The organism is Mycolicibacterium novocastrense (genome assembly GCF_001570485.1).
GTDB lineage: Bacteria > Actinomycetota > Actinomycetes > Mycobacteriales > Mycobacteriaceae > Mycobacterium > Mycobacterium novocastrense.
Genome location: NZ_BCTA01000046.1, coordinates 13,633 through 29,715, shown reverse-complemented (window position 1 = coordinate 29,715; position 16,083 = coordinate 13,633). Strand labels below are relative to the sequence as shown.

General features: G+C 68.4%; 14 protein-coding genes and 1 pseudogene. 6 read left to right on the top strand and 9 right to left on the bottom strand.

Annotation, left to right across the window (positions count from 1 at the left end; all coding sequences use genetic code 11):
- Positions 1 to 36: 36 nt before the first annotated feature.
- On the bottom strand, positions 37 to 1,050 hold the full coding sequence (locus RMCN_RS18270) for an alcohol dehydrogenase catalytic domain-containing protein (RefSeq protein ID WP_067392097.1): 1,014 nt from the start codon (positions 1,048 to 1,050) through the stop codon (positions 37 to 39).
- 127 nt (positions 1,051 to 1,177) lie between these two features.
- Here RMCN_RS18270 and RMCN_RS18265 point away from each other — a divergent pair, with 127 nt between their 5' ends.
- Entirely contained in the window at positions 1,178 to 1,867 is a 690-nt protein-coding gene (locus RMCN_RS18265; RefSeq protein ID WP_064415143.1) for a VTT domain-containing protein, read from the top strand.
- On the opposite strand, the gene nhaA is transcribed toward RMCN_RS18265, so the two are convergent.
- From nhaA to clpB, 7 genes and pseudogenes are all read right to left on the bottom strand, one after another.
- Positions 1,864 to 3,714 (bottom strand): Na+/H+ antiporter NhaA, encoded by a 1,851-nt coding sequence (gene nhaA / locus RMCN_RS18260; protein WP_067392094.1) that lies wholly within the window; start codon positions 3,712 to 3,714, stop codon positions 1,864 to 1,866. The genes RMCN_RS18265 and nhaA overlap by 4 nt on opposite strands.
- A complete protein-coding gene (locus RMCN_RS18255; RefSeq protein ID WP_067392092.1) occupies positions 3,711 to 4,811 on the bottom strand; it encodes a glycoside hydrolase family 76 protein in 1,101 nt (366 codons plus the stop codon). Before RMCN_RS18255 ends, nhaA begins: the two co-directional genes overlap by 4 nt.
- A gap of 15 nt (positions 4,812 to 4,826) precedes the next feature.
- Entirely contained in the window at positions 4,827 to 5,486 is a 660-nt protein-coding gene (locus tag RMCN_RS18250) for a TrmH family RNA methyltransferase (protein WP_067392089.1), read from the bottom strand.
- Positions 5,479 to 6,377 (bottom strand): annotated as a pseudogene (locus RMCN_RS18245) (hypothetical protein). The gene RMCN_RS18250 and the pseudogene RMCN_RS18245 overlap by 8 nt, the downstream one beginning before the upstream one ends.
- A 12-nt stretch (positions 6,378 to 6,389) precedes the next feature.
- A complete protein-coding gene (locus RMCN_RS18240; protein ID WP_067392088.1) occupies positions 6,390 to 7,178 on the bottom strand; it encodes an SDR family NAD(P)-dependent oxidoreductase in 789 nt (262 codons plus the stop codon).
- A gap of 42 nt (positions 7,179 to 7,220) precedes the next feature.
- Complete coding sequence (gene ttfA, locus RMCN_RS18235) at positions 7,221 to 8,051, bottom strand: trehalose monomycolate transport factor TtfA (RefSeq protein WP_064415123.1); 831 nt, start codon at positions 8,049 to 8,051, stop codon at positions 7,221 to 7,223.
- 154 nt (positions 8,052 to 8,205) lie between these two features.
- Entirely contained in the window at positions 8,206 to 10,752 is a 2,547-nt protein-coding gene (gene clpB / locus RMCN_RS18230) for an ATP-dependent chaperone ClpB (RefSeq protein ID WP_067392085.1), read from the bottom strand.
- A 192-nt stretch (positions 10,753 to 10,944) separates the two neighbouring features.
- On the opposite strand from clpB, the gene RMCN_RS18225 reads away from it, so the two are divergent.
- The 3 genes from RMCN_RS18225 (at position 10,945) to RMCN_RS18215 (ending at position 13,145) form a co-directional block, all read left to right on the top strand.
- Positions 10,945 to 11,358: an Rv0361 family membrane protein gene (locus RMCN_RS18225; protein WP_067392075.1), complete on the top strand. Its 414-nt coding sequence runs from the start codon at positions 10,945 to 10,947 to the stop codon at positions 11,356 to 11,358.
- A 62-nt stretch (positions 11,359 to 11,420) separates the two neighbouring features.
- Positions 11,421 to 12,392 (top strand): antibiotic biosynthesis monooxygenase, encoded by a 972-nt coding sequence (locus RMCN_RS18220; RefSeq protein ID WP_067392072.1) that lies wholly within the window; start codon positions 11,421 to 11,423, stop codon positions 12,390 to 12,392.
- 87 nt (positions 12,393 to 12,479) lie between these two features.
- Entirely contained in the window at positions 12,480 to 13,145 is a 666-nt protein-coding gene (locus RMCN_RS18215; RefSeq protein ID WP_409366057.1) for a GAP family protein, read from the top strand.
- Here RMCN_RS18215 and RMCN_RS18210 read toward each other — a convergent pair.
- Complete coding sequence (locus RMCN_RS18210; protein ID WP_201028866.1) at positions 13,140 to 13,787, bottom strand: TetR/AcrR family transcriptional regulator; 648 nt, start codon at positions 13,785 to 13,787, stop codon at positions 13,140 to 13,142. The two genes, RMCN_RS18215 and RMCN_RS18210, sit on opposite strands and share 6 nt — an antisense overlap.
- 99 nt (positions 13,788 to 13,886) lie before the next feature.
- Between RMCN_RS18210 and RMCN_RS18205 the strand changes: the two genes are divergently transcribed.
- Together RMCN_RS18205 and RMCN_RS18200 are read left to right on the top strand one after the other, a co-directional pair.
- Positions 13,887 to 14,897 carry a hypothetical protein gene (locus tag RMCN_RS18205; protein ID WP_067392067.1) on the top strand — a complete coding sequence of 337 codons (1,011 nt, stop codon included), beginning with the start codon at positions 13,887 to 13,889 and terminating at the stop codon, positions 14,895 to 14,897.
- 16 nt (positions 14,898 to 14,913) lie between these two features.
- The gene (locus RMCN_RS18200; protein WP_067392065.1) at positions 14,914 to 16,077 is read left to right on the top strand and encodes an FAD-binding oxidoreductase; all 1,164 of its coding nucleotides are present in this window, start codon (positions 14,914 to 14,916) and stop codon (positions 16,075 to 16,077) included.
- Positions 16,078 to 16,083: the final 6 nt, after the last annotated feature.

Sequence of the window (16,083 nt, the reverse complement as noted above, 5' to 3'; positions counted from 1 at the left end):
CGCCGTTTCGGCGATTATCCCACCGCGGCGGCCTGTTCACATGGTCAAGACCATGCGGTAGCGGGCCCGGCCCTGCTCCATCGCGGCATAGGCCTCGGCGGCCTCGGCCAGCGGACGCTCCTCGATCCGGGCGCGCACCCCGCTCTGCACCGCGAAGTGCATCGTCTCCTCGACATCGCGTGAGGTGCCCGACGGATGGCCGCTCACGCTCAGTCCGTCGGTGATGAGCTGGACCGGGGCGATCGGCAACGGGTCGGCGGTGACGCCGATGATGACGAGCTCACCCTGGGCCGCCAGCCCACCCACGGTGTCGGCCATCGCCTGTGAATTCGCCGCCGTCGCCAGCACCACGGCCGCACCGCCGAGGTCCGTGAGCGCCGCGGCGACGTCGACGGCCCTGGAGTCGATGTAGTGATGAGCGCCGAGTTCGCGGGCGTCGACCTCCTTGTCCGCCCCGCGGGCGATCGCCACGGTCTCGAAACCCATCGCCCTGGCGAACTGCACACCGAGGTGACCGAGGCCGCCGACGCCGAGCACGGCGACGAGGTCACCGGACTTGGCTTTCGTCTGCCGCAGGCCGTTGAAGGTGGTGACGCCCGCACAACCCATCGGGGCGGCCTCGGCGAACGACAACCCCTCGGGGATGCGGGCCAGCGCGGTGACCGGCGCCGTCACCGATTCGGCGTAGCCGCCCGGATAGTGCCAGCTCGGCACCTGCATGCGCGCGCACTGCATGAACTGGCCCTTGCGGCACGGCACACACCGGTTGCAGTTGCCGCCGAACCATCCCACGGCCACCCGGTCACCGACCGCGAAGTCCTCCACACCGTCGCCCACCTCGGCGACGGTTCCGGCGATCTCGTGGCCCAACGTGATCGGCCAGTTCAGGCCGGGAAAGCCGCCGGCCACGAAGCCCTGGTCGGTACCGCACACGCCGCAGGCGGCGACGGCGATGCGCACATGCAACGGCGGCGGCGACGTCGTCTCGACGTCGGCCAAGGTGAGAGGACCGCCAACGGATTCGACGAGAACCGCCTTGTGAGTGGGCATTTTGTGAGCGTATTCGCTGGCCCGCGGGGCCGCCCGCCTTCGTCATTTCTCGGACTGCCCTGACAGCCCGGTATCTTGGGGCCTTGTGAGAATCTCGGCCCTTGCGGCGACCGACCACCTGGCGTTGATGCCGGACTTCCTCGACCCGATGACGCTGTTGGGCTACTTCGGCACGTGGGCGCTGGTCGGACTGCTGGTCGTCGTCTTCGTCGAGTCCGGGGTGTTGTTCCCGGTCCTGCCGGGCGACTCGCTGCTGTTCGTGGCGGGCATGCTGGCCGCGGGCACGGCCGCGCTGGCCGAGGGCGGCGGCGAGGTCATCAACTTCCAGCTCTGGCAGTTGCTGCTGTTCATCCCCATCGCCGCGGTCCTGGGCGGTCAGGTCGGGTACTGGATCGGGCGCAACATCGGCACCGCGATGTTTCGGCCCGATGCTCGGATCCTCAAGCAGAAGTACCTCGAAGAGGCGCACGTGTTCTTCGAGCAGCGGGGACCGTTCGCGATCGTCATCGCCCGCTTCGTGCCGATCGTCCGCACCCTCGCCCCGCTGACGGCCGGCGCGGCCCGAATGAGCTATCCGGTGTTCACACTGTTCAACGTGGTCGGCGCCGTCGTGTGGGGGGTGGGCCTGACCCTGCTCGGATACTGGCTCGGCCGGTTCGAGACCGTCCAGAAGCTGCTCGAGCCCATCGTCATCGCGATCGTCGTGATCTCGGTGCTGCCGATGTTCATCGAGTGGTACAAGCGGCGCCGCGCGGCGAAACGCGCCGGGATCGCCGCGCCCCCGCTCGACTCCTCCTCGGGAGAGCAGCCAGGCTAGCGGGCTCGGCTGTTCTCCAGCGCGCGGATCAGGCTGGCCGCATCCCACGGACCCGTGTGCCGCTTGCCGTTGACGAAGAAGCTCGGCGTCGAGTTCAGGTCCATCAACTCCGCGTCCTGCGCGTCGTCCTGGACGTGGTGGAAGACCTTCGACGAGTGCACCCGTACGTCCTGGTCGAACCGCTCGATGTCGCAACCCGCCGCCACGGCGTAGCGGTACATATCCGACCACTCCAAATCGTCCTGGTGGGCGAACAGTTCGTGGGCCATCTCCCAGAACCTGCCCTGGAGTGCGGCGGCCTCGCTGGCCCGCGCGGCGTCGAAGGCGCGGGGATGGACGCGCTCCAGCGGTAGGTGGCGCCACACGTAGCGCAGCTCACCGCCGAAGCGCTCGCGCACCTCCTCGATGGCCCCGGTCGCCCGGCTGCAGAACGGACACTCGAAGTCGCCGTACTCCACCAACGTCAGCGGGGCGTCGGGTTCGCCCGCGATGTGATCGCGGTCCGGATCAACCGGGCGCAAGAGTTTGAGGCCAACCGGGTCCGGCGGGCTGAGCCGGTCGGTGACCCGAAAGATCAACCAGCCGAGGAGGAAGGCGATCACCGACGCGAGAAGCACGCCGATGATGGCCTGCTCTCGACGGACCGGATCGTCGATCGCGATGTCGACGATGAAAAGCGAGATGGTGAAGCCGATTCCGGACAGTGCGGCACCCCCGGCGATCCGGCGCAGGCTGAGCCCGGGCGCCAGTGCGCCGACACCGCTGCGTTGCATGATCCACGTCGCGGCGGTGATACCGATGAACTTGCCGACCACCAGACCGGCCACCACCCCCCATGTAAGCGGGGAGCGCAACGCCGCCGAGATGCTCTGGGCGTCGAGTTGGACACCGGCGTTGACCAACGCGAACAGCGGCAGCACCAGGAAGGACACATAGGGGCCCACGCTGGTCTGAAGCCGCTCGTTGATCGAGATCGAATCGCGCAGACCGCGAGTCACCTCGCGGGCATAGTGGGAGTTCGGCGACTGGCGGAACGCCCGGATACGCGCGACGACCTCCTCGACCTGGCTGCGCTCGGGCGAGAACACCGGAATCAGCAGAGCCACCGCAACGCCCGCCAGCGTCGGATGCACCCCGGCCATGTACAGGCTCACCCACAGTGAGAAGCCGAGCGCGGCGTAGGCGGGGCCCCGGCCCGCGGGCATGAACCGCACCACCGCGATCGCCGCAATCAGTACCATCGAAATCACCAGCGGCACAACGTCGATGCGCTCGGAGTAGAACAGGGCGATCACGCACAGCGCGCCGACATCGTCGACGACGGCTAGCGTGAGCAGGAAGATCCGCAGCCGGGCGGGGAACTTCGGTCTGATGATCGCCAAAGCGCCGATCAGAAACGCGGTGTCGGTGGAGATCACCACACCCCACGCCTGTGCGTCCTCCCCGGAGGGGTTGAACAACAAGAAGATCGCGGCGGGAACCGTCAGGCCGGCGAACGCCGCCACCACGGGTACCGCCGCTCTGGCCCTGTCGGTGAGCTCGCCGATGGCGAACTCGTGCTTGACCTCGAGGCCGACGATGAAGAAGAAGAACGCCATCAGACCGTCGTTGATCAGATGCTTGACGGTCAGTTCGAAGCGGTGCTCGGCAAAGGTGAATCCGACATGCGTGTCGAGCAGCGCCCAATAGCTGTGCGCCCAAGGCGAATTCGCCCACAGAAGCGCCGCGACGGTGAAGAGTAGCAGCAGGCCCGCCGCGGCGTTCTCCCCGGTCTTGGCCGCTTTGGCGCCGGCGCTGAATCGGGCGGGCAGCACACGGCCGATGCGCGGGGCGGCTTCGAAGCTCACTCCCCGGCCACCGCGTGGGCGGCTTCCATCAGCATCCAGCCCGCCAGTTGCACGGACAGATCGCGCTCGGGCACCTCGGAGGCGTTGACGGCACCCTCGACGAACTGCGCCTGCTCCCCGGCAGCGGTGGGCATTTCGGCGGTGCGGTCCCAGAATGCGCTGAACAGCGGCAGCCCGTCGACCACCTGGCGGTTCTGCCACGCCGCCTCGGCGGAGGTGAGCACGAGCGAGCGGGCGGTGTCCCGCGCCGCGGCGTCGTGCTCGGAGTTCTGCGGCAGCGTGGTCGCGACGAGCGCGAGATAGCGGGCAAGGATGCCGTTGAACAGGCCGCCGTCACCGCCCCCGGCACCCTTGATGACGCCGTCGACCGCCATGTGTTCGGCGACCGCGGCGACCAACCGGTGCACCCGGGCGGCGTGCTCGGGGTCGTCGGTGCGCGCCGCCAGTTCGGTTTCCAGCCCCAGCACCACGCCTTGGCAGTAGGTGTACTGCGCGCGCACGAGCGAGCCGCCCTTGATGCCGTCGAACACGAGGTGGGTGTCCGGGTCGATCAGGGTCTCGTCGAGCCAGTCCGACATCTGCTGCGCTCGGCGCAACCGGTCATAGCGAGCCAGGAAGACCGCCGCCGGGCCGTTGGCGGGCGCGTTGAAGAACTGATCTTGTTTGCGCCAGGGGATGCCGCCACCGTCTTCGGGCACCCACGCGTTCATGAACTGCTCGCAGAGTTTCTTCAGCGCTTTGGGCCGGTCGACCGATGCGAGCGCGGCGGCGCGTTCCAGTGCCAGCGCCAGCCACGCCATGTCGTCGTAGTAGTCGTTGACCCACGAGAAGTTGTTGCGCAACCGGTGTGCGCGGATCTGGCGGGCGATCGCCTTTTGCCGCTCGGGTTGCGGGTCGCGCAGTTGGGCGTCGACGAGGTTGTCGAGCAGGTGCGCCTGCCACCAGTAGTGCCACGTTCCGAACAGCCGGTGCTGCCGGGTCGCGGGCCAGGCGACGACGCCGAGCTGGGTACCCGGCAGGCCCCACAACCGTCTGATGTGTCGCTTGGCGATTGCGGCCTCAGCGCTGGCTGCGCGGTTGGCCCAGAGCTGATCCATGGTGTCGATCCTGCCTTACCAGGCCGCCGAAAGGTCCCCGTGTTGGGTGATCCAGATGTGCATCGCGATACCCGCCGCGACGCCGGCGTTGATGCTTCGCGTCGAGCCGAATTGGGCGATGGACACGGTCATGGCGGCGCCGGCCCTCGCCTCGGGGGTGATGCCCGGCCCTTCCTGGCCGAAGACCAGCAGACAGTCCCGCGGCAGCGGGGTGGTTTCGATGCGCACCGACCCCGGGACGTTGTCGACGGCGACCACCGTCAGGCCGGCGTCGGCCGCGTGGGCGAGCAGCGCGGCGGTGGTGTCGTGGTGGCGCAGCCGTTGGTAGCGGTCGGTCACCATCGCGCCCCGACGGTTCCACCGTCGCCTGCCGACGATGTGCACGGTGTCCACGGCGAACGCGTTCGCGGTGCGCACGACCGCGCCGATGTTGGCGTCGTTGCCGAAGTTCTCGATCGCGATGTGCAGGGCGTGCCTGCGCGTGTCGATGTCGGCGATGATCGCTTCGCGAGTCCAGTAGCGGTACGCGTCGACGACATTGCGGCTGTCTCCATCGCGGAGCAGGGTCGGGTCGTAGCGCGGGTCGTCGGGCGGCGTCCCCTGCCAGGGGCCGACGCCGGGCGCCTCGCCCCATTCGGTGGGGCCGGCGGCTTCGGGTTCCCCTGCGTCAGTCATCCTTCGTCCAGAGCGCGGCGTGGGTACCGACGAGCGAAACGGTGGCGTACAGCAGCGCGTTGTTGATCTCGCCCTGCGTGCACAGCGATGCACGGACCTGCACGGCATCGCGGGAGGCGTCGGGAAGCACCAACACCGAGGCGCCGTAGACGTCGCATGCGTGGCTCAGCCCCGGCGCGGGCAGCGTCGGGGCGACCAGCACCATCGCCGGTCCGCCGCGCTGTTGCGAGACCTCGCGGTATTGCTCTGCCACACCGCTGATCTCGAGACCGACCAGCATGTAACCGTTTCCGGTGAACGCGTTCGGGTCACCCAGCGCCGCCGGGGCGAGCATGGCGCCGTCGGCGCGGAAGGCATCCAAACTCGTGGTGCGCAGCGACAATCCGGTGTCGTTGTCCCTGACCGCGGGCAGGCCGACGGGGAAGGCCGCGGGATGGGCGACGGTGGTGCCCGGTGTCCGGTCGCGCGGCGAGTAGGCGTACACACCGCGAACCTGCACCTGGTCGCGTGCGGGCCCTATGCACACCGTGCCGGTGAGACGGTCGGCCGCGGGTGCCGAGAGTGGTTGCAACTCAAGGTCGGTCGCGTCCCGACAGCTTCCGATGCCGTTGGCCTCGATCGGGTGCGCGAGCGCCCCGTACAGGCCGAACCGGATGTCTTCGGGTTGGCGTGCGGCCCGTCGGCCTGCGCGGGTGAGGCGTCGACGTCGAACAACACATAGTCGCCGTCGAAGCGCAGGTTCGACACCGACATGTTCCAGCCCAGTGTGGCAAGCGATTCGCCGATGGTGGCGGTCTGCGCGCCGTAAGGATGAACCGACGCATCGTCTTTGGAGCATGCCGAGGCCGCGACGACGACGATCGCGGTCAGCGCCGCGATCAGCGCACGCACGTACGCAGTGCCCTAAGTCCGGCCACGGCCCCTGCCCACGACTTTGGTCATGGCGCGCACCAGGTTTCGCGGCACCATCCGCCCTGCGGTGGTGAGCACCTTGTACTGCACACCGGGGATGATCACGACCTTCTCGTTCTTCGCGCCTTCCCCGACATGGGCCATCGTCTCGCGAACCACATCGTCGACCTCGAGCCAGAACCATGACGGTGTGCCGTCCATGTCGATGCCCGCCCGCTGGTGAAACTCGGTGCGGACGAAGCCCGGACACACGGCGTGCACTCCGACCCCGGTGCCGCCCAGGCCGTTGGCGAGGCCCTCGGAGAACGCGACCACCCACGCCTTGGACGCCGAATACGTCGACCCGCGGCCGGGTAGCAGACCGGCGACGCTGGCGACGTTGATCACCGTGCCGCGGCCGGCGTCCAGCATCGGGGGCAGCGCCGCGTGCGTCAGCTGCATGACGGCGGTGACGTTGACGTCGAGCTGCGATTGCAACAGGGAGTACTCCGCGCTCCAGAACTCCCCGGACGTTCCGAAACCGGCGTTGTTGACCAGCACCTGAACACCCGCGGCGAGCCGGTCGGCCACCTTCGCGCGGTCGGCGGCCTCGGCGAGATCGGCGGTGAGCACCTCTACGGCCGCACCGCCTTCGTCGCGCAGTTCGGCGGCCAGGCGCTCGAGCCTGCCGGCGTCGCGCGCGACGAGCACGAGATCGTGACCGTCGCGGGCGAACCTGCGCGCAAAGCCAGCGCCGATGCCGGACGTCGGTCCGGTGATCAGGGCGACGGGGCGAGACATGGCTTTCAGGCTACTTCCCCGGGCACAAGCTCCGGGCGGCACTTACCGCTGGTAGTGCGGTGACTGCCGGCCGTTGCGCGAGGGCGGTTGACGCCGCGCGTCGGGCCGTGGGGGCGGCTGCTGGGGGTAGCGCGCCTCGGGCCGGGGCGGTGCGTCGATGCCCGGTGCCGGCTCACCGCGGCCGGCGGCGGGGGTGAGCGGGCGGCTCGGCGACCCGCTTCGCCGGGCCAGCGCGGCCTGGCTGCCCTGGCTCGCCATGGCCTGCGGGGTCGGCGGCAGGACACGCAGGAGATCGTTGAACTGACGCACGGTGCGTAGCCCCTCGTCCCACTGGGCCCGCGTGCTGGTCACCGGCATGGAAACCAGCGTCCAATGCTCCTCGTTCCACATGATCTCGGCGCAGTCGGGCGCGGTGTGGGCGAAGGTCACCATCCGCCGGTCGCATGCGCGTCGCGCGGCATCGAGGTTGGTGGAGTAGACCATGCGCGGCCCGATCGCGCCGAGCAGCCAGATGTCGTTCTCCCGAGGCTCTTTGATCCCCTTGAGCCGCAGGTCGACGACGACGTTGGTGCCGACCTTGCGGTGCAGGGCGATCACCGTCGCGACGTCTTCGAGGTCGAAGATGAACACCGCCTCGCCGCGGATCTGCCCGAGGACGACGTTCTTGGCCGTCACATCGCCGACGGTCGACATCACGCCGCGCTTCCACCGTTGGACGATGTCGGCCGATTCGTGTTCGTAGTCGAAGCCGTGCGACTTCGCCCAGGACTTGCGCCGGCGCCCCAAGCCCCGTCGACGGTCGATGTCGACGTACAGCAGCACGGCCGCACCGACGAAGCAGAGCGCGGACAGCGTGAACCAAAGCGGGACCATTGCGCTCTAGCCTACTTGCAGGTAGCGCCGAATCCAGAACTCGTGCTGGTCACAACCCGGCATCTTGCGATATCGATCGCGCGAAATTGCATTCCAGCAGGTGCCTATTCGACATTTCGCTGCCGGAATGCAATTTCGCGGGCGGAACGACGGGTCAGCCCAGGACCAGGGAGTCGCCGTCGGGGCTGACGTTGACCGGCACGATGTCGCCGTCGTGCACGTCGCCGGCCAGCAGCATCTTGGCCAGCTGGTCACCGATGGCCTGCTGGATCAGCCTGCGCAGTGGACGGGCGCCATACTGCGGGTCGAAGCCCCGCTCGGCCAACCACTTCTTGGCGGGCAGCGAAACCTCGAGGGTGAGCCTGCGCTGCTCCAACCGCTTGGCCAGCTGTGCCAGCTGGATGTCGACGATGTGCACCAGCTCCTCGGGGTTCAGCCCGTCGAACACGATCACGTCGTCGAGCCGGTTGATGAACTCCGGCTTGAACGCCCCGCGCACGGCGGCCATCACCTGCTCCTCGGTACCGCCGGCACCCAGGTTCGACGTCAGGATCAGGATCGTGTTGCGGAAGTCGACCGTGCGGCCCTGGCCGTCGGTCAGCCTGCCCTCGTCGAGCACCTGCAGCAGAACGTCGAACACGTCCGGGTGGGCCTTCTCGATCTCGTCGAACAGGATCACCGTGTACGGGCGCCGCCGCACTGCCTCGGTCAGCTGACCACCCTGGTCGTAGCCGACGTAACCCGGAGGCGCGCCGACCAGGCGGGCCACCGAATGCTTCTCGGCGTACTCGCTCATGTCGATGCGGACCATGGCGCGCTCGTCGTCGAACAGGAACTCCGCCAGCGCCTTGGCCAGCTCGGTCTTACCGACACCGGTCGGGCCCAGGAACATGAACGAACCGGTCGGCCGGTTCGGGTCGGCGACACCGGCGCGGCTGCGGCGCACCGCATCAGAAACCGCCGTCACCGCCTTGCGCTGGCCGACGACCCGCTTGCCCAGCTCGTCTTCCATGCGCAGCAGCTTGGCCGTCTCGCCCTCGAGCATCCGGCCCGCCGGGATGCCGGTCCAGGCCGACACCACGTCGGCGATGTCGTCGGGTCCGACCTCCTCCTTGAGCATCACGTCCTCACGCGCCTCGGCGTGCGGGAGCGCCGCGTCGAGCTTCTTCTCCACCTCGGGGATGCGGCCGTACCGCAGTTCGGCGGCCCGCTCCAGGTTGCCGTCGCGTTCGGCGCGATCGGCTTCCCCTCGCAAAGACTCGAGCTGCTCCTTGAGCTCGCGCACGATGTCGATGGCGTTCTTCTCGTTCTGCCAGCGGGTCGTGAGCTCCGCCAACTTTTCTTTGTGGTCGGCAAGTTCAGCGCGCAGCTTTTCGAGGCGTTCCTTGGAGGCGGCGTCCTCTTCCTTCGACAGCGCCATCTCCTCGATCTCGAGCCGGCGCACCAGCCGCTCAACCTCGTCGACCTCGACGGGACGCGAGTCGATCTCCATGCGCAGCCGGGAGGCGGCCTCGTCGACCAGGTCGATCGCCTTGTCCGGCAGGAACCGCGAGGTGATGTAGCGGTCGGACAGCGTCGCCGCCGCCACCAGCGCGGAGTCGGTGATCCGCACACCGTGGTGCACCTCGTAGCGGTCCTTGAGCCCGCGCAGGATGCCGACGGTGTCCTCGACCGATGGCTCACCGACGTAGACCTGCTGGAACCGGCGCTCCAGTGCGGCGTCCTTCTCGATGTGCTTGCGGTACTCCTCGAGCGTGGTCGCCCCGACCAGGCGCAGCTCGCCGCGGGCGAGCATCGGCTTGATCATGTTGCCGGCGTCCATCGAGCCCTCACCGGTGGCACCGGCGCCGACAATGGTGTGCAGCTCGTCGATGAAGGTGATGATCTGGCCCGCCGAGTTCTTGATGTCGTCGAGCACGGCCTTGAGCCGCTCCTCGAACTCGCCGCGGTACTTCGAGCCGGCGACCATCGAGCCCAGGTCCAGGCTGACGACGGTCTTGTCGCGCAGGCTCTCCGGCACGTCGCCGGCCACGATGCGCTGGGCCAGGCCCTCCACGATCGCGGTCTTGCCGACGCCGGGCTCACCGATGAGCACCGGGTTGTTCTTGGTGCGACGGCTCAGCACCTGCACGACGCGACGGATCTCGGTGTCGCGGCCGATCACCGGGTCGAGCTTGCCCTCCTTGGCACGCGCGGTCAGATCGGTGGAGTACTTCTCCAGCGCCTGATAGGTGCCCTCGGGATCGGGGCTGGTGACCCGGGCGCTGCCGCGCACCTTGACGAACGCCTCACGCAGCGCCTGCGGGGAGGCCCCGTGACCGCTTAGCAGCTTGGCCGTATCCGAGTCACCGGTGGCCAGCCCGACCATCAGGTGTTCGGTCGAGACGTACTCGTCGTCCATCTCCGTCGCCAGGTTCTGGGCGGCGGTGATCGCGGCCAGAGCCTGCGGAGCGAGCTGCGGCTGCGAGGCCGCGCCGCTGGCGCTGGGTAGCCGGTCGAGGAGTCGTTGCGTCTCCGCGCGGATCGTCGCCGGTTCGACGCCGACGGCCTCGAGAAGGGGTGCGGCGATACCGTCGTTCTGAGTCAGCAGAGCCATCAACAGATGGGCGGGGGTGATCTGCGGGTTGCCCGCGGCCGTGGCCGCCTGCAACGCCGCGGTCAGCGCCGCCTGAGTCTTGGTCGTCGGGTTGAACGAGTCCACGACACCTTCCCTTTCCTGGGTACGTGAGCTTGGCAAAAATGCTTGTCGGATACTTCAACGTCGTCAATCTTGAGTCTGTTCCGCTCAAGTCTAATCAATTTCCGGCCTCATTACCGTCGCATGTTCCGTCAGCAGAACAACACGCCGCACGGCTGTCACAGTTTTCACATCTGTATCAGCGACGCTTGTTCCATGCGTCGACTTTCCGCCGTGCTCACGGGCATCGCGCTGAGCGCGGTCGCCTCGACAGCGTTGGCTGCCTCCGCTTCTGCGGCCAGTGATGAGGATCAGGTCCGCGCGGTGCTCGCCGGAATGAACGGCTCCTACAACCGCGCGGATTTCGCATCGTTCGCCGAGCACGTCTGCGCACCCATGCGCCGGGCCGCGGGGTTCGAGGACGAGTGGCACGCCAGCCGCACGGCCGACGGTCCCACCCGGATCTCGGTCAGCGCGGTGACGGTCGCGGGCCAACCCGTGGTGTCGGCCGTCGCCACAGTGCGGTTCTCTGCCGCCAACCAGCCCACCGCCAAGACCTTCGACATCGACTTCCTGCGCGAGGGGGGCGAGTGGAAGGCGTGCCAGTACCACCCCACGCGATCGATCTGACCGTGATGATCGCCGACGCTTCCCGTGGACCTCGACCGCTGCCGGTCTTCTGAGTCCACCAAATGGACGCCAAGACTGACGACGACACCGTCGCCACGGTCATCATCGGGCAGCGGGTCCGCGCCGGTAAGGAGCGGAAGTTCGAGCGCTGGCAGCACGACCTCAACCGCGAGGCCTCCCGGTATGCCGGCTTCCTCGGCGCCGAGGTCGACCCTCCCACCGCCGTTCAGCCCGAATGGGTGGTGGTCTATCGGTTCGATTCGATCGCTCACCTGCAGGCGTGGCTCAACAGCGCTACCCGACAGGACCGGCTGAGCGCGGGCCGGGACTACCTTGACGGCCCGGCCACCCAGCAGGTCGTCGGCGGTCGGGCCAAGCCGGACGATGCGCTGGTGACTGCGGTCGTCAGCCACCGCGTCAGCGCCGATCAGGTCGACGACTTTCTCGCGTGGCAGGAGCGACTTCGGTTGGCCGAGAACACCTTTCCCGGCTTCCGCGGCAGCGAGCTGTTCCGTCCCGTGCCGGAGGTCCAGGACGAGTGGACCGCCATCTACCGCTATGACACCGCCGCTGACCTCGACCGGTGGCTGGGCTCCAAGGAGCGGCGCGACCTCCTTGCCGAGGGCGAGAGGTTCTCCGACTTCGAACTGCGCACCGTCGACAATTCGTTCGGCAGCTGGTTCGCCTTCGACGAGCACGGCAGACCGGCCCCACCACCCTCGGACCTCAAGACGTCGATCGCGGTGTGGGTCGGCCTGTATCCGACCGTCATGCTGCTCACCATCGCCCTGTCCCCACTGCGTCTGCCGTTGTGGTTGAACCTGCTCGTCGGAAACCTGTTGTCCAGCTTGATCATCAGCTTCGTCGTCATGCCCTACTACGTGAACCCGCTGCTGGGAAACTGGCTGCGCCCGCCGCCGGACGTGCCCCCAGCACGGACCAATGTGCGCGGCCTCGCGACAGTCGCGATCACCATGTTGTTCTGGGCGCTGACGTTCCACTTCGCGACGGTCGTCCTCTGGCGTCTGCACTGACACCGGACCCGAGGCGCCGCGACGCGCGCATCGCATCTGGCGGTAAGAACCGCACCGACAGCGGGCATTCCGATAATGTTCGGCCTCGTGGACACGGGATCGTTGCTGACTGAACTGATTCCCTTGGCTTTGGTGGTCGCGCTCTCGCCGCTGTCGATCATTCCCGCCGTCCTCGTGCTGCACACAGCGCGCCCGCGGCCGACCGGGCTGGCCTTTCTGGCGGGTTGGATCATCGGGCTGGCATTGCTGACGAGCATCTTCCTGCAAGTGTCGAGCTTGATGGGCGGGCGCGAGGGTCACCCGCCGGGGTGGGCGTCCTGGTTGCGGATCGTGGTCGGTGCGGCACTCATCGCGTTCGGCCTGCACCGGTGGCTCAACAGGAAGAAGTCAGCCCACAAACCCAAATGGATGCAGAGCCTGAGCACGCTGACCCCGCTGCGGGCCGGGGGTGCGGCGATGGCCTTGACCGTCGCCAACCCGAAAGTCTTGTTCATCTGCGCCGCAGCCGGTTTGGCGATCGGCACCGCCGGCGGCAGCGCACGCGACGACTGGCCGGCCGTCGCCTGGTTCGTGATCGCGGCCGGATCGACGGTCGCGCTGCCGATCCTGGCCTATGCGGTCTCCGGTGATCGCCTCGACCGACCGCTGAGCCGGCTCAAGGACTGGATGGACAGCCAGCACGCCGTCCTCACGGCGGGCATCCTCGTCGTCATCGGTCTCATGGTGCTGTACAAGGGCATTCACGGGCTATGACTCGTCGAACGTCGGCAAGCCGAGCTCGGCGGCGCCGGCGGTGAGGTACCGCGTCACCGTCGGCGCCAGGAGCCGAACCAGGTCGTCGTCGGGCAGCGTGGCCAACGGTGCGATCTTCATGACGAAGCGCAGTATCGCCGTGCCCACGAGTTGGCTCGCGGCCAGCAGTGCGCGCAGCCGGGCCTGCTCTGTGCCCCCGAGCTCCTGGGACACCGCGCTCAGCACATAGTCCTGCATGAACCCGCGGAACGCCTCGTGAGCATCGGAGTTCGAGGTCGCCGACTGCAACATCGCGACCATCGTCGGACCCGTTTCGGGTGACTGCCAGATCCGCAGGTACGCCCGCACCATGCGAGTGCCGATGTCGGGGTCGTCATCGGAGTTCCCGGCGAGCGCGGAGACCAGCGCCCCAGGGTCGACGACCACGTTGAGCGACGCCCGGAACAGCTCGGCCTTGGACCCGAACAAGTAGAGCACCATCGAGGGGTCGACGTGGGCGTCGCCGGCGATGGCGCGCAGCGTCGTCTTCTCGTATCCCTCGGCGGCGAACCGCTTGCGCGCCGCGGCGAGCACCGCGTCGCGCGACACCGGCTCGCCTTCGCGGCGGCCTCGGCGACGGGCCGTTTTCGCTGGTGACGCCATGCCCCGAGATTATCATTTCAATGCCTGTTGAAAAGTGAAGCCTGCGGAGTTACGCTGCCGCTACGCATTAATTCAACGACGAATGAAAAGGCGGCCGACATGACCATCGAAACCCCCGCGCGGTCCAACCACCACACATCACCGGCGCACGAGCCACCTGCCGCCATACGGGCGACGGGCGTGGTCGTGGTGCTCACCGTCGTCATCGCGATCGTCGCGTTGGCCTTCGCACTGCCCGCGGCTCGCACCGCTCCGCACCACGTGCCGATCGGCGCGGCGGGCCCGCAGGCGGCGAGCGGGCAAGTCGCCGCCACGATGGAGCAGCAGGCCCCGGGCGCGTTCTCGTTCACCTATTACCCGAGCGCCGGCGCGCTGCGCGAAGCGATCCGCGCCCGCGACGTCTACGGCGGCATCGCACTCGGACCTGAGGGCCCCACGCTGATGATCGCGACCGGTGGCAGCCCGATGATCGCCCAGATGTTGACCCAGATCGGCAACGGCATCGCGCAGAAGACCGGTGCCCAGTTGCGCGTCGAGGACCTGGCGCCCCCGACCGCCGACGACCCACGCGGCGCCGGGCTGGCCGCATCGGCGCTGCCGATCACCCTCGCCGGGCTCTTGCCCGCGATCGCGCTGGTGTTCGCGCTCAAGCGCGAAGTGTGGTCCCGGTTCACCACCGCCGTGGTCTTCGCCGGTGTCGCCGGCCTGACCATCGCCGCGCTGTTGCGCTGGGTGTTGGGGTCGATCGACGCGAACTTCTGGGGAGTCACCGGTGCGCTGACGCTGGGCATCCTGGCGACGGGGCTGACCCTGCTGGGCTTGGGATCGCTGTTCGGCCGCGTCGGCTTGGCGCTGGGCGCGGTTTTGGCGCTTCTCGTCGGCAATCCGCTGTCCGGCCTGAACAGCGCCCCGGAACTACTGCCGAGCGGCTGGGGACAGTTCGGGCAGTTCCTGCCGCAGGGCGCCAACGCCACCCTGCTGCGCTCGGCGGCGTTCTTCGACGGGGCGGGCGGCGCGGTGCCGGTCATCGTGCTGTTCTGCTGGACCGCCCTGGGCGTGGCGCTGATCGTGCTGGCGGCACTTCGCCAAAGAAGGGCCCGACGCGCCTGACATACACTCGGGCCGCGTGGGACTCGACGACCGTGACGCGCTGCGCATGCTGCGCGACGCGGTCGACCCCGCGCTTGGCGACGACCTGATCCGACGCTTCTACACCCACTGGTTCGCGATCGACATGTCGGTGCGCGACCTGTTCCCGCCGGACATGGACGAGCAACGCCGGCGCTTCGGGCAGGCCGTCAGCTGGGTTCTCGGCGAACTCGTCGCCCAGCGGGCGCAGGAGCCGGTGGCATTCCTCGCCCAGCTGGGCCGCGACCACCGCAAATACGGTGTCACACAACGGCATTACGACAGCATGCAGACCGCTCTGTATGCCGGCTTCCGCAATCACTTCGGCGCGAACTGGAACGACCAACTGTCCGAGGCCACGCATGACGCGGTCGCGTTGATGATCGGGGTGATGCGCGGCGCCGCCGACGCCGAGGACGGCCCGCCGTTCTGCGACGGCACGGTCATCGAGCACCTGCGCGTCACCCGCGACGTCTCCGTCGTGCGGCTGCAACTGGACCAGCCGCTGTTCTACCACCCGGGCCAGTACGTGACGGTCCAGGTCCCGCAGTGGCCGCGGCGGTGGCGGTACTTGAGCCCGTCGATCCCGACCGAACCCAGCGGCGGCATCGAGTTCCACATCCGCTCGGTGCCCGGGGGGATGGTGAGTACCGCGATCGTCGCCGAGACGACACCCGGCGACCGGTGGCGGCTGTCCAACCCACACGGCGCGCTGCACGTGGACCGCGACGGCGGCGACGTGTTGATGGTGGCGGGTAGCACCGGGCTGGCGCCGCTGCGGGCACTGATCATGGACCTCACCCGCTGGGGGGTCAATCCGCGGGTGCACCTGTTCTTCGGCGGGCGGTATCCGTGCGACCTCTACGACCTGCGCACGCTGTGGGAGATCGCCTCACAGAACCCGTGGCTCTCGGTCACACCGGTCTCGGAGTTCAACGTCGACCCGCCGTGGGCGGCTGACTACCCGGATGTGCAGCCGCCCCGCGGCCTGCACGTGCGACAGACCGGCGTGCTGGCCGACGTGGTGACCCGCTACGGCAACTGGGGCGACCGGCAGATCCTGATCTGTGGCAGCCCTGCCATGGTGACGGCGACCAAGGCCGCCCTGATCGCCAAAGGGGCGCCCCCCGAACGTATTCAGCACGATCCCCTGGCCTCCTGAAACGTC